This is a genomic window from Bacillota bacterium (genome assembly GCA_023511455.1).
Taxonomy (GTDB): Bacteria; Armatimonadota; HRBIN16; order HRBIN16; family HRBIN16; genus HRBIN16.
In genome coordinates this window covers 41,471-54,498 of the sequence record JAIMBJ010000024.1, presented here as the reverse complement: position 1 = coordinate 54,498, position 13,028 = coordinate 41,471, and the positions used below count along the sequence as shown (strand labels likewise).

Annotated in this window: 12 protein-coding genes; 6 read left to right on the top strand and 6 right to left on the bottom strand. The window is 59.4% G+C overall.

Going from position 1 to position 13,028, the window contains the following annotated elements; genetic code table 11:
• Both K6U75_12450 and K6U75_12445 read left to right on the top strand, forming a co-directional pair.
• Positions 1–303, top strand: a 303-nt coding sequence (locus K6U75_12450; protein ID MCL6475849.1) for an IS701 family transposase, incomplete at its 5' end; no start/stop codon positions are given.
• 156 nt (positions 304–459) lie between these two features.
• The gene (locus K6U75_12445; GenBank protein MCL6475848.1) at positions 460–600 is read left to right on the top strand and encodes a hypothetical protein; all 141 of its coding nucleotides are present in this window, start codon (positions 460–462) and stop codon (positions 598–600) included.
• A 5-nt stretch (positions 601–605) separates the two neighbouring features.
• On the opposite strand, the gene K6U75_12440 is transcribed toward K6U75_12445, so the two are convergent.
• From K6U75_12440 to K6U75_12430, 3 genes are read right to left on the bottom strand one after another with little or no spacing between them, the layout of a single operon-like run.
• Positions 606–1,622 carry a DUF4185 domain-containing protein gene (locus tag K6U75_12440; GenBank protein ID MCL6475847.1) on the bottom strand — a complete coding sequence of 339 codons (1,017 nt, stop codon included), beginning with the start codon at positions 1,620–1,622 and terminating at the stop codon, positions 606–608.
• A gap of 18 nt (positions 1,623–1,640) precedes the next feature.
• On the bottom strand, positions 1,641–2,615 hold the full coding sequence (locus K6U75_12435; protein MCL6475846.1) for a hypothetical protein: 975 nt from the start codon (positions 2,613–2,615) through the stop codon (positions 1,641–1,643).
• A gap of 24 nt (positions 2,616–2,639) precedes the next feature.
• Positions 2,640–3,758, bottom strand: coding sequence for a hypothetical protein (locus K6U75_12430; protein ID MCL6475845.1), 1,119 nt, complete (start codon positions 3,756–3,758; stop codon positions 2,640–2,642).
• Between the two features lie 334 nt (positions 3,759–4,092).
• On the opposite strand from K6U75_12430, the gene flhB reads away from it, so the two are divergent.
• A complete protein-coding gene (gene flhB / locus K6U75_12425; protein MCL6475844.1) occupies positions 4,093–5,154 on the top strand; it encodes a flagellar biosynthesis protein FlhB in 1,062 nt (353 codons plus the stop codon).
• Here the strand turns inward: flhB and K6U75_12420 are convergent.
• The gene (locus K6U75_12420) at positions 5,146–5,550 is read right to left on the bottom strand and encodes a nuclear transport factor 2 family protein (GenBank protein ID MCL6475843.1); all 405 of its coding nucleotides are present in this window, start codon (positions 5,548–5,550) and stop codon (positions 5,146–5,148) included. The two genes, flhB and K6U75_12420, sit on opposite strands and share 9 nt — an antisense overlap.
• Complete coding sequence (aroC, locus tag K6U75_12415) at positions 5,547–6,635, bottom strand: chorismate synthase (protein ID MCL6475842.1); 1,089 nt, start codon at positions 6,633–6,635, stop codon at positions 5,547–5,549. Before aroC ends, K6U75_12420 begins: the two co-directional genes overlap by 4 nt.
• 114 nt (positions 6,636–6,749) lie before the next feature.
• Between aroC and K6U75_12410 the strand changes: the two genes are divergently transcribed.
• Complete coding sequence (locus K6U75_12410; protein ID MCL6475841.1) at positions 6,750–8,216, top strand: NADP-dependent isocitrate dehydrogenase; 1,467 nt, start codon at positions 6,750–6,752, stop codon at positions 8,214–8,216.
• Positions 8,217–8,376: 160 nt separating this feature from the next.
• Complete coding sequence (gene tyrS, locus K6U75_12405) at positions 8,377–9,603, top strand: tyrosine--tRNA ligase (protein MCL6475840.1); 1,227 nt, start codon at positions 8,377–8,379, stop codon at positions 9,601–9,603.
• A 121-nt stretch (positions 9,604–9,724) separates the two neighbouring features.
• Here the strand turns inward: tyrS and K6U75_12400 are convergent, their stop codons facing one another.
• Positions 9,725–10,315: a hypothetical protein gene (locus K6U75_12400; protein ID MCL6475839.1), complete on the bottom strand. Its 591-nt coding sequence runs from the start codon at positions 10,313–10,315 to the stop codon at positions 9,725–9,727.
• Positions 10,316–10,545: 230 nt separating this feature from the next.
• Here K6U75_12400 and K6U75_12395 point away from each other — a divergent pair, with 230 nt between their 5' ends.
• The gene (locus K6U75_12395; protein MCL6475838.1) at positions 10,546–13,002 is read left to right on the top strand and encodes an extracellular solute-binding protein; all 2,457 of its coding nucleotides are present in this window, start codon (positions 10,546–10,548) and stop codon (positions 13,000–13,002) included.
• Positions 13,003–13,028: the final 26 nt, after the last annotated feature.

The following is a 13,028-nucleotide window of genomic DNA, read 5'->3' as shown; positions in this document are numbered from 1 at the left end:
TACTGGGCGACGAACGACTTGGGGATGACCGCAACGCAGCGGGCGCAGTTGGCGGGGCAGGGCTGGGGCATAGAGGTTTACCATCGGGCGCTGAAGCAATGCTGTGGGGTGGAGCGGGCACAAGTTCGCAAGGCTTTAGCGATGGTGCGCCATTTGTTGTTGGCTTTACGGGCCTTTTTACGGTTGGAGGTTTATCGTTTGCGGACAGGGGTGAGTTGGTATGAGGCGAAGTTGTCTCTCCTTCGGGAAGCGATACGAGCTTATCTGGCTCATCCCACCTACGACCTCAATCCAACTGCGTAAGTCCTAATGATTTCTCGAACATCCTCACACCCTTGCGCTTATCTGCTCGCGCGACCTCCGTCACTGGGAGGTGCGGGCCATTCTTCTGTATCACCCCGCCCCTGAGAAACATGCTTTTTCAGTATGTGGATTGGCTCATTGAGGGGAAAGGCCTGATTGCCGTTTCGCGCACCGCGTATGATGACGGCATGGGCGGGGGCGCACAACCAGCATGACGCGAACTTCCTCACCTTCCACCACTTCGGCGACTTTCGCCGGCGCAAAACAGGAACTGTTCTTCCAGATGAGCGGGTATAACAGGTTCACCGCAGGAAACGCAATCGCACAAAGCGAGGCACATACAGCGCCGCGTTGTTCAGCACCTCGCTCATCTCGAAAGAGTTGGTGGCATAGGTGACCAGCAGTTCGTTGGGGGCGGAGAGCTCGGAGTGCGCTTTCGCCGCGTGGCAGAAGACGTGTTGCCCTTTCTGTACATCGGGGCAGCGGTACACCGTTTGCGGTTCGCTCCATGCGCCCGTCGGCGAGTTTGCCCAGCGCAGACGGATTTCGGGCGAGAGGTCGGCGGGGGAGTACACCAGTGCCCACTTGCGCAGGGCGGGTACGAAGCTCACGCTGAACTCCGCGCCGATGTCATCACCTGAAACGGAACATTCGCGCCATCGGTGGTTCCAGCCGTTCAGCGTCCAGAACTGCCACGCGGTAAAATGAGCCATTCTGCCCACAGGCACACGGGCAACCCCCAGTCCGCGCTTCAACGGGCTGCGCGATCGGTCATCTCGGATACCGTAGATGTACACCCACTTGCCGTCGCCCCATACCGCGCTACCGAAAGAGAGGTGGGACCGCCATTGCGTGGGCGGAAGGGAATGGTCTAACACCTCCGCCAGCCACGCTCCCTGCGAGCGAAAGCCGAACACGCCCGGCTCGCCGGTGGGCACAATGTGAGTAAGGAAAAGCCATAATCTTTTACCTTCTGCCAGTCCGTGTCCAAACCAGAACCAGCCGCGTGAGGCACGCGGGCGGAGAAAGGCGGTGAGCTTATCTACCCCGCCCGCGCCGAAGAAAAACCGGAGGCGTGCGCTCTGGGTATCCTTCCCCTGCTGGATGGCGATGGAGTTACCCATCACCATTTGGGCGTTCGCACGCCGACCGTCGCGCACCTCGCCGAAGTGGGTATCGCCAAACAGCCAGAGTGTCCGCTCCGCATCCAGCGGCACAGAGTATGCGCAGTCAGAGCCAATCCATCCCGCTTGTCGGTGGAAATGCCGTTCCCACCGCGTTTCGGGAAGGGCTTCTATTTGGGGTAATGGCAGGTGCAATTCTCCTCCTAGCATTTTTTACTGAGGCGAGAGCGATACTGCCTGCCCGCGCCGAATCAGCTTCCAGCCAAACGCCTGCGCAAACCCGCGTGCTTCTATCCATACCTCGCGCCCATCATACAGTACTGGCTGCGAGAGCGGAACCTGTTGCTTCCCTATTAGCAGTACCCGTGCTGCAACGGGGATGGTTACCCGCTTGCCGAGCCAGGACGCAGTAAACACCCCTGCCTTGCCCTGTTTGAGGGATCCGCCATGCTGCTGTAGCACGGCGCCTGCGGCAACGTATATCACCCCCGCCGTGGACCGCTTGGCTGGCACAGTAGCCTTCGCGCTCTGCACGCGCAATGTACCTAGCCCCTCCCAGTTCATCAGCAACATGTGCGTCCGAGAAAGCAAAAGGCGTGCGACAAACTCGGAACGTTCCTGGTCCTCGCGGGTAACGGGCAAAAAGACCCCAGTCTTCGCTTTGGGGTCTATGGGTTGATACTCCACGTATACCTTCAGGGTAAGGCACCCGTCATGTATGACAAGCCTTGCGGTTCCTGCTCCAGGTCCCGGTTTAGCTCCTTCAGGTGGAGTGTATACCCAGCTCTTCATACCGATGGGGAAGCTGCTATAGGTACCTTCTGGTATGCCAGGAGTTCCCAACGGTGCTAACTGGCTTCCTGCAAAGAACACAGATTTTCGATAAGCTTGCCTCTCATCCGACACGAGTGCCAGGACATATGAAATCTCTGCCAGGAAGTTTCCGAGAGGACCGCGGCGGTTGAAACGCAGCGATTGAGTGAGGTAAGGTGCATTGACGTCTTCCAGCACTCCAGTTCCTATCCCCTGCCGCTCCACGTAGGGAAGTTCCCCCGGCTGAATGGCGACCCTCTCCTCGAGAAGTTTGCGCAGTCTATCGTGGCTCATCTGCCCGTACAGGTGAGAAGCCAGCGCCAGTATGGCGACGATAGAGATTGTGAGAGTGGTAAGCAGCAGTTTCCTCTTCATTTTCGCACATCCTACGGTCTTTTATCAAGGCGGGGTCCAAGGCAGGGTACTCACCCCACACTTGCCCGTCCACTCTACGACAGGTTCGGCTCCATCTATCTGCTCGGGTTCATTCACCAATCCCCGAGGCGCTCCCCGCATGCGAGGCATTTGCCAGTAATCTTCTTGGATCCACCGGCAAGCGGGATGGTCGGCCGGCGGGTTTCGGTAGCTGCTGCCAAAAAGGTCTATTTTCTGCGCCGCTGTGGGGTCCCAAATGCCTGCGCCGGTGTCGGGATCGCCAGACAGGACACACACCTGATGCCATGCCCAGGAGTACCATTTGTAAGTATAGTCTGGATAGGGTGGTATGGGCTCACTCGGGTCATCGCCAGGGGTCGGATCACTCCCAACAGGGCAAACCATGTTCGTATGAAAGTGTCGGCTACTCGAATTGCTACAGTGCCAGGGGTTTTCCGGGTGGCTTTCTCGTCCACAGCCCGGAGACGGCGGCAGCAAAGAGGCGGTAACTAGCCGTCTTGCAGAGAAATCCATGCCCAGCGAGCACAAGGCAATCATGGTGAAGAAGGAAACATCCACACAGTTCCCCCTAGTCCACTCCATCGCTGCCCACTTATCCAGAAGAGCCTTTAGTCTGAATGAACCATCTGGCACCCAGCGCGAGTCCGAGTCGTCCGGGTAGTAAAAACCGGGTTTCTGGTAAAACACACCGAACGTCACCGCTCTCGCCGCGTCAAACAGGTTGATTTTCTTCGATGCCCATCTGCAGCTATACCGCAGCACGCTTACCCATGCCGGGTTCATCGGAGCCTTCGGCGCATCCAACACAATGAATACTTCTGAACTGTATATCGGGGTCAGGTAGTAAACCGGACCCCAAGAACCCCAATAATATATCACATACGAAATATCCAGCTGGGCGTGGTCTATATGAGCAGGAAGGTCAGGTAAAGGATAAGGCTGTCCGGGAGGTTTCAGGTTACCTACGCCGGGGTCGTTCACCGTGAAATAGACCGTGCCGTCCACCAGGCTGCGCAACCGCGCATAGCCCACCTTCCAGCCCAGCAGGTTGCCTCCACCATCCAGATATGCGCTCCAACTGGTTCCCATCTTCACACACAGCGGATTGCCCAGTGCGTTCACGGGCGTAATCAGGTCCTGGCTGCCCTCCGTTTGCCCCCAGCGCAGCGGGTAGAAAGTGCCGTTGAAGCGCTACTGCGCCCAGCACAGATTGGACGCCAGCACCAATAGCAGGGTTACACCCCAAAGGCGTTTGAGCATCGTGGTTCCCTCCTTCGCTCAGGGCTGGTTCCGTATGTCCAACTGCAATGTACCACATCGAAAAAAAAGTCAAGCAGTTTGCGGCATGAAAGCTGAAGTGATTTCTCCGCTTTGCCGATAATCGGAGTGAAGAAACCTCACCCCCATCCCCTCTCCGGTAAGGAGAGGGGAGAATGAGGTCTCCACAGGTTCACCGATGCCTGCAGAAGAACGCACCGAACAAGCTACACCACGACGCCGACAGGAAGCACGGCGACGGGGACAGGTTGCCCGTTCCGTTGACCTGTCATCGGTGGCGGTTTTTTTGGCAGTGGTTTTGGTACTGAATGCGGTCAGCGAGGGCGCGCTGCAGGGGGCGATGGAGTCCATCCGTTTTGCGCTGACCAACCTCAGCCACACCGAGTTCTCTCCTGCGCTCGCGCTCTCATTCGTGATGGGTTGCTTAAGCCATGCCGCGAAGGCGTTCCTGCCCGTGGTTGGCGTGGCGATGGTGGTGGGTGTGGTAGTGAACCTGCTGCAAGTAGGCGTGATGTTCACCGCCGAGCCGCTGGCTCCCAACTGGGCGCGGATTAACCCTGTCAGCGGCTTCGTGCGGCTGTTCTCGCGTCGGGCGTTCGTGGAAGGTACGAAGATGCTGTTGAAGGTGCTACTGATTGGGTGGCTGGCGTTCTCGGCGGTGCGGGCGGATGCGGCGATGTTGCTGAGAACCAGTGAGATCGACCCGCTGATGGTGCTGATGCTGGTGGGGCAGTTGCTGTACAAGATAGCGTGGCGGGTTGGGCTGGCGATGCTGGTACTGGCGGTGCTGGACTACGGTTTCCAGCGATGGGAGTACGAAAAGAGCCTGCGCATGACCAAAGAGGAGGTCAAGCAGGAGATGAAACAGACGGAGGGCGACCCGCAGGTGAAATCACGCATCCGCGCCCGCCAGCAGGCTATCGCCCGCCGCCGCATGATGCAGGCAGTACCTAAAGCAGATGTGGTGGTCACCAACCCAACCCACTACGCGGTCGCCCTGCAGTATGATTCGCAGAAGATGGCGGCGCCCACCGTCGTGGCGAAGGGGATGAACTTCATCGCGCTGCGCATCCGCGAAATCGCGTTGCAACATGGCGTGCCGATTGTGGAGAACCCCCCTCTGGCGCAGAGCCTGTATCGCACGGTGGAAGTCGGTGAGCAGATACCCCCCGCGCTTTATCAGGCAGTGGCGGAGGTGCTGGCATACGTGTATCGACTGCGCCGCCCCAATTCACGGTGAGAACTGGGAAATCGGCGTCTTGTGAAAGTGCACCATCATCCAGCGACCGTCCTCCCGGACGAATACGCGCGTCTCGTTGGTGGTTTGGAAGCGGATTCCGCCCTCGTCGGAGCGAGTAACCACCAGCGTGTAGGTGGCGATAGCGACGTTACCATAGAGCTGCACGCGCGGGTTCACGATGTCCAGACGGTACTGCACATTGGGTGGGCGCAGCGTTTTTTGCTGACGCATGTAGTGCAGGTGAAACTCCACTGTGTCGATGCGTGCGGGCGTCTCCGCTTCAAAGGAGGACACGTCATCCGCGACCAGTTCGCGGTAGGTGTCGGTGTCCTGACAGTAGATGGCGTGCAGTAATCGTTCCAGCGTTTCCAGCACTTCTCGCTGACGTCGGTTCATCCTTCGCCTCCACACTGGGCACGATGGCGCAAGTAGTGGTCGACCAGCACCAGCGCCATCATTGCCTCCACAATGGGCACAGCGCGGGGCAACACACAGGGGTCGTGTCTGCCTTTTGCCTGCAGTATATCCGGTTCGTGGTGTATGTTGACCGTTTCCTGCGGTCGCATGATGGTGGCTGTTGGCTTAAAGGCAACGCGAACGAGGATATTCTCGCCGTTAGAGATACCTCCCTGCACGCCGCCCGAGCGGTTGGTACGGGTACGGATATTGCCCTGTTCGTCCACGTAGAAGGGGTCGTTGTGTTGCGAGCCGGTCAGGTCGGTTCCTGCGAAGCCAGAGCCAATCTCGAAGCCCTTCGCCGCCGGGATAGAAAGCATCGCTTTCGCGAGGTCGGCGTCCAGCTTATCGAACACGGGGTCTCCCCAGCCGGGCGGCACGCCTCGCGCCACACAGCCCACCACGCCTCCCAGCGAGTCACCCTGCCGACGCGCCTGTTCTATCGCCTGTGCCATTGCCTCCGCAACGGCTGGGTCGGGACAGCGTACTGGGTTCGCCTCCACCTGCTCTACGGTGACGGTGTCGGGGTCTACCTCCGCGCGCAGGGTGTGTATCTTTTCTACCCAGCCCACAATCTGCACGCCTTGCTCTTGCAGAATCTTCCTGGCGATTGCCCCTGCCGCTACCCGTCCCACTGTCTCCCGCGCGCTGGACCTTCCACCGCCGCGCCAGTCGCGAATGCCGTATTTGGTATCGTAAGTGTAGTCCGCGTGGGAGGGACGATACAGCTCCTTGAAGTGTTCGTAGGCTTCGGGGCGGGCGTCCTCGTTCCACACTAGCAAGCAGATGGGCGTGCCCAGCGTTTTGCCTTCGAACACGCCGGAGAGGATATGCACAGTATCGCTCTCTCGTCGTTGTGTGACCAGCTTGCTCTGCCCAGGACGCCGCCTGTCCAGCTCGCGCTGTATCTCCTCTGCCGCGATGGGCACGTGCGGCGGACAACCGTCGATGACGACCCCCACCGCCCCGCCGTGCGACTCGCCGAAGGTCGTAATCCGAAACAGATGTCCGAATGTGTTTCCCATAGCGTCTTCGATTATACGAGTTTAGCAGCGCGAAAGCAAACGGCAAGGAAAAAGTGTTTGCGGTCTCTAATATGATGCTACAACGCATCGCCATTCAGCGAGTGGAGGCAAGGCATGAACGTGACTACAACACCTTCTGGCAAGAAACTCATCACCGTCATTCCGGGCGATGGGGTGGGACCAGAGTGTGTGCAATCTGCGCTGCGTTTAATTGAGGCGACGGGCGCGCCCGTGGAATGGGAGGTGCGCGAAGCGGGCGCCAGTGTGTTCAAAAAAGGACTGGAAAGCGGCGTGCCGCCAGAGACCATCGAGTCCATCCGCAAGACGCGCGTGGTGCTGAAGGGTCCGCTGGAGACGCCCGTCGGATACGGTGAAAAGAGCGCGAACGTCACCCTGCGCAAGCTGTTTGAGACCTACGGAAACATCCGACCGGTACGCGAGATGCCTGGAGTTCCCACGCCCTACAGCGGACGCGGTATCGACCTGGTGGTTGTGCGTGAGAATGTCGAAGACCTGTATGCAGGCATCGAGCATATGCAGACGCCGGGCGTCGCGCAGTGTTTGAAACTCATCTCACGCAAGGGATGCGAAAAGATTGTGCGTCTGGCGTTCGAAGTGGCGCGCGCGGAGGGACGCAAGAAGGTGCATTGCGCCACTAAGTCCAACATCATGAAGTTGACCGAAGGCATGCTGAAACGCACCTTCGAAGAGATTGCCCCCGAGTATCCCGACATCGAGGCGAACCATATCATTGTCGATAACTGTGCGCACCAGCTGGTGAAACGCCCAGAGCAGTTCGAGGTCATCGTCACCACCAACATGAACGGCGACATCCTCAGCGACCTCACCTCCGCGCTGATTGGAGGCTTGGGCTTCGCACCGTCGGCAAACATCGGCAACGAAGTAGCGATTTTCGAAGCAGTACACGGCTCCGCCCCCAAGTATGCGGGGAAGAACGTGATTAACCCCACGGCGGTTATCCTCTCGGCGGTGATGATGTTGCGCTATATCGGCGAGTTTGAGGCGGCTTCCCTCATTGAAAACGCCGTCGTGGTCACGTTAGAAGAAGGCAAGGCGCGCACCCGTGATGTGGTGGGGGACGAACTGGCGGCGACCACGACAGCCTACACGGACGAGATTATCCGCAATCTGGGGCGGAAATCCGAAAGGTGGCAGGTGCGCGAGCCGAAGCCCCTGCAGCTGCCACAGGTAACCCGCGACCCGGTGATGGTGCGACCGCAGGCGCGGCGGGTGGTGGGCATGGATGTGTTCGTGGAGTTCGACGGCACGCCCGAGCAGCTGGGCAAAAGCCTCGAGCAACTGGCAGAAGGGTCGCCCCTGAAGCTGAAGATGGTCTCCAGCCGAGGGACGATGGTCTACCCAGCAGCAGGTTTCCTGACAGACCTGGTAGACCACTGGCGATGCCGGTTCATCCTGCGCGACGGCGGGGGCGATTTGACAGATGCCCAGGCTTTCGACCTGCTACAGCGCATCAGCAGCAAGCACCGCTGGACGCATATCGAGAAGCTACACGAGTTTGACGGCCAGCCGGGCTTCACCAAAGCGCAGGGCGAGGATTGACCGTTGGTTCAGGTGGTTACCCTCACCCCCAGCCCCTCTCCCGAGGCTTCGGGAGAGGGGGGTTAATGTCGCCTTCACCTGCTGGTACCAGGTTGCGCAACCGCGTCCCGATTTGGTAACATAACCCAACGGCACACCTTTTTACCGGACGGGATAGAGCATGGAGGAGAGTATCGAGCAACAACTGCAGGTGCTTCAGCGTGGGGTGGCGGCAATTATTCCCGAAGACGGGCTGCGCGAGAAGCTGGAGAAGTCGGCGCGCACGGGCAAACCGTTGCGCGTGAAGCTGGGGCTGGACCCCACCGCGCCTGATATTCATCTCGGTTTCGCGGTAGTGCTGCGCAAACTGAGGCAGTTTCAGCAGTTCGGGCATATCGCCTGCCTGATCATCGGCGATTTCACCGCCATGATTGGCGACCCGAGCGGACGCAGCAAGACGCGGCCGCAGCTCTCGCGAGAGGAGGTGGAGGCGAATGCCCGTACCTATCAGCAGCAGCTATACCGCATCCTGATGCCCGAACGTACTGAAATCTCCTACAATAGCGACTGGCTGGGCAAGATGACCTTTGCGGACGTCATTCAGCTCGCCTCCAAATACACGGTAGCGCGCATTCTGGAGCGCGACGACTTCCAGAACCGCCTCGCCGAGGGCAAGCCGCTGGGTATGCACGAAATCCTCTATCCGCTGTGTCAGGGATACGACTCGGTCGCCATCCAGTCCGATATCGAGATGGGCGGAACCGACCAGATATTCAACAACCTCGTGGGGCGCGACCTGCAGCGGGAGTACGGTCAGGACCCCCAAATCGTTATCGCCATGCCGCTGCTCGTCGGGCTGGACGGTGTGGAGAAGATGAGCAAATCGCTGGGCAACTATATCGGCATCACCGAGCCGCCCGACCAGATGTTCGGCAAGGTGATGTCACTGCCTGATGAGCTGATGGTGTCGTACTTCGAGCTGTGTACCGATGTGCCGATGGACGAAGTGCGCCAGATTGCCCTGGGGCTGAACAACGGCACACTGCACCCAATGGAGGTCAAGCGGCGCCTCGCCCGCGAGATAGTGGGCATCTACCACGGCGCAGAAGCGGCGCAGGAAGCAGACCGCGAGTTCATGCGCGTCTTCTCGGCGCGGGAGATGCCGGAAGATATTCCGGAATACGATGTGCCTGCGGACATCGTGAAGGACGGCAGGGTGTGGCTGCCACGCCTGCTGGCAGCGCTGGATCTGGTGAGCAGCAACAGCGAAGGGCGGCGCATGATTCAACAGGGGGCGGTGGAAATCAACGGCGTGCGCCATGCCGACCCGAATGAGGAGATAGAGGTCACCGCCCTGCACGGCGCGGTCATTCGGGTGGGCAAGCTGCGTTTCGCACGGGTGAGGTAAGCGACCGTTTGTAGAGGGCGAACCGTCCGGTGAGCCGTCTCCCACCCAACCTCCCCGCCTGCGGGCAGGTGCTGGCGGCTCGGCGGGAGCCTCGCCCTCCTTGTGGTTTTTGCTGGTTCCCCTATCTGCCCGACAGCCGGAACTGCGTGGTGAAGGAAAGCCCCACGGTGCTTTCCTTACTGGGGTGGAACCACCACAAACCTACCTGCCACTCGCCCACGCGCCGAATCAGCGCGAGGTTATACAGCGTCGGCTCACCCGGCATACTGCCCGTATGAAGGTAGAACATCAGCCCTGTATCCTGCGACAGGATCCATGAGCCTGCCAGTACCCCGATGTTGCGACCGTTGCGCAGACGCTCGAAACCGGTAACCAGTGCCAGATTCCCGAAGGACTTGACCACAAACGTGTAGAAGCCTTCCTGCTCGCGAACATTGGCGGAAGAGAAGCCGTAGCCCATCAGTACATCGAAAGGCAATCCTTCGCGACTGCTGAGCGGATGCCACGTCGTGATGAGCGAGAAACGGTTGCCCATGCGGCTGTAGCCGGCACCGATGTCCAGCCGCGGCGTCAATCCGGTGCGTAACCACAGCTTGGCACGGTTCTCCTCCGAGTTACCCGATACCATGCCGAACAGCGCGACCTGCCCCACCTGAACGGTGAACTCGCGATACCCAACATCCAGCGACCCGCGCTGGTGTGACTGTATCACCGTTCAAGCGGGACAACCGCTTTCCTGTGCACGAACAGCTATGGTCAGCGTGAGCAGGGCGAGATAAAAGAGTTTACGCACGACAGTCTCCTTTTTGTTTAGTTGTGCAATATGTTACCCTGTTTGAGGTCAGAGATGCAATGCCTGCCTCGATGGTCTCTGGCGGTGTTGCCTGTTCGCTTCCGACCTGTTACAATAGAAGGGCAAAGGAGAAGAGAGGCGGAGGAGTTATGCGGGAGAGATTGGGAAGCGCCCTGCCTTGGGCTGTGCTGTTTCTCGTCCTGATAGGAATCATTATTGCCTCGCTGACGCTGGCAAAGCGGGCGCCCGATTCACCGCAGAGGGTGAAACTGGTGGTGTGGAGGCTGCAGCTGGGGGAGGAAAGCGCAGGACTGCGAGCGCAGGTAGAAGAGTTCGAGCGCCGCTACCCACATATCGAGGTCAGCCTGCTGTCGATGGGAGCGGGACGCATGAACCCCCAGAAGCTGATGACCGCCATTGTGGGAAACGTGGCACCCGATGTTATCTTCCAGGACCGCTTCACCATCGGCGACTGGGCATCGCGCGATGCCTTCCGTCCACTGGATGACCTTATCGCGCGCGACCGCAATCAACCCGACGGCATCCGCCCCGAGGAGTTCTATACCGCTTGCTGGCAGGAGGCATGTTACAAGGGCAAAGTGTACGCCATCCCCGCCGGTACCGACAACCGCGCGCTTTACTATAACAAACAACTCTTCCGCGAGGCAGGCTTAGACCCCAACCGTCCGCCTCAAACGTGGGAGGAACTGCTGGAATACGCCAAAAAGCTGACCAAACGCAACCCGGATGGTACCTACCAGCGCATCGGTTTCATCCCCAACTACGGCAACTCGTGGCTGTATCTGTACTCGTGGCAGAACGGCGGCGAGTTCATGTCTCCCGATGGGCGCACCTGCACCCTGAATAACCCGCGCACGGTAGAGGCACTGGAGTGGCTGGTGAAGGTGTACGACGAGCTGGGTGGAGCCAAAAACATCAACGCTTTCGCCTCCGGATTCCAGACTCAGGAGATGGACCCGTTCTTTATCGGCAAGGTGGCGATGAAGATAGACGGCAACTGGGTGCTGAACAATATCGCCCGCTACAAGCCCGACCTCGATTTCGGGGTCGCTCCTGCACCCGTCCCGGCCGCCCGCCTGCGCGGTGAACCGCCCTTCGAAGGACAGCCAAAGTTCATCACGTGGTCTGGCGGCTTCTCGTTTGCCATTCCGCGTGGAGCCAAACACGTGGAAGAGGCGTGGCTGTTCATCAAGTGGATGTCGGGAGTGGAGAGCAACCTGATTTCCGCGCGGGCGCAAAAGGCATGGAACGAAAGCAAAGGGCGCCCCTATGTGCCCGGATTGTCTGCCAATCTGAAAGTCAACGAAGCGGTATTCAAGGAGTTCGCCCCGAAGTCTGCCAAGTTTCGCGAGCCGCTGCGGATGTTCATCGACCTGATGCAGGTCTCCAAATTCCGCCCGGTGACTTTCGTGGGACAGCGACTGTGGGACGAGCACGTGCGCGCCTTCGATATGGCAATCCTGCATGAGATGACCCCCAAACAGGCTTTGGATGCAGGGACTTTGACGGTTCAGCGCGAGCTGGATAAAGTCTTCACGCGCGAGAAGTATCCTATCCTGGACATCCGCTTGCCGATGGCGCTGATCGCGCTGGGGCTGCTGGCGTTTGTGGCAGTGGTGGTGCTGCTGGCGAGGCGGTCGGACCCAGTGGGCAAGCTGGGGCGACCGGAAGCCGTTGCGGGATACCTGTTCGCTTCGCCATGGATTATCGGCTTCTTCCTGTTTACAGCGGGACCCATTCTGGCGTCTATTGTGTTCAGCTTCTGTGATTACGACGTACTGCATCCGCCGCGGTACGTCGGCTTGCTGAATTACAAGGAGCTGCTGACGGTGGATTTCGGCTTCCTCAGCAAAGCCTTCTACAACGCGGGGTATCTGGCGTTCTTCGGCATCCCGCTGGGGATGACCACAGGCTTAGCCATCGCCATGCTGCTGAACACGCAAGTGCGCGGCATGAGCGGCTATCGCACTGCCTACTACATGCCCTCCATTGTGCCAGTGGTGGCTTCGGCGGTGCTCTGGGCATGGGTGCTGAATGGCGACCCGAACAGGGGACTGGTGAATGCCGCGTGGAAAGCCACGCTGGGACAGTGGTTTGGCTGGGCACCGCCGGGCTGGTTCGGCGTGCCGGAGTGGAGCAAGCCGGGCTTAATCGTGATGGGACTGTGGGGAGCAGGCGGAGGGATGATCCTGTGGCTTGCCGGCTTACAGGGCATCCCGTCACACCTGTACGAAGCGGCCGAGCTGGACGGAGCGAGTGGCTGGGCGAAGTTCCGCCATGTGACCCTGCCCATGCTTTCGCCCTACATCTTCTTCAACCTCATCATGGGCACGATTCACGCCCTGCAGGAGTTTGACCGTATCTATATCCTCGGCGGTGTGGGCGCAGGAACGAGCAGCACTGGTCCCGGTGATAGTCTGCTGGTTCCCGTCATGTATCTGTTCAACAACGCCTTCACCTACTTCAAGATGGGCTATGCTTCCGCGCTGGCGTGGATTATCTTCCTCATTATCCTCGCGTTGACGCTGATCCAGCTCAAGCTCGCGCCGCGCTGGGTGCACTACGAAGTGGAAAAAGGGAAATGAACAGAGGCTACAAGCGATAAGCCTGC

What these genes read in the sequence shown, in the direction of transcription:
- aroC (MCL6475842.1), bottom strand. Translation starts at nt 6,635, where the DNA reads ATGGGAAACACATTCGGACATCTGTTTCGGATTACGACCTTCGGCGAG.
- K6U75_12435 (MCL6475846.1), bottom strand. Translation starts at nt 2,615, where the DNA reads ATGAAGAGGAAACTGCTGCTTACCACTCTCACAATCTCTATCGTCGCC.
- K6U75_12410 (MCL6475841.1), top strand. Translation starts at nt 6,750, where the DNA reads ATGAACGTGACTACAACACCTTCTGGCAAGAAACTCATCACCGTCATT.
- K6U75_12420 (MCL6475843.1), bottom strand. Translation starts at nt 5,550, where the DNA reads ATGAACCGACGTCAGCGAGAAGTGCTGGAAACGCTGGAACGATTACTG.
- tyrS (MCL6475840.1), top strand. Translation starts at nt 8,377, where the DNA reads ATGGAGGAGAGTATCGAGCAACAACTGCAGGTGCTTCAGCGTGGGGTG.
- K6U75_12395 (MCL6475838.1), top strand. Translation starts at nt 10,546, where the DNA reads ATGCGGGAGAGATTGGGAAGCGCCCTGCCTTGGGCTGTGCTGTTTCTC.
- flhB (MCL6475844.1), top strand. Translation starts at nt 4,093, where the DNA reads ATGCCTGCAGAAGAACGCACCGAACAAGCTACACCACGACGCCGACAG.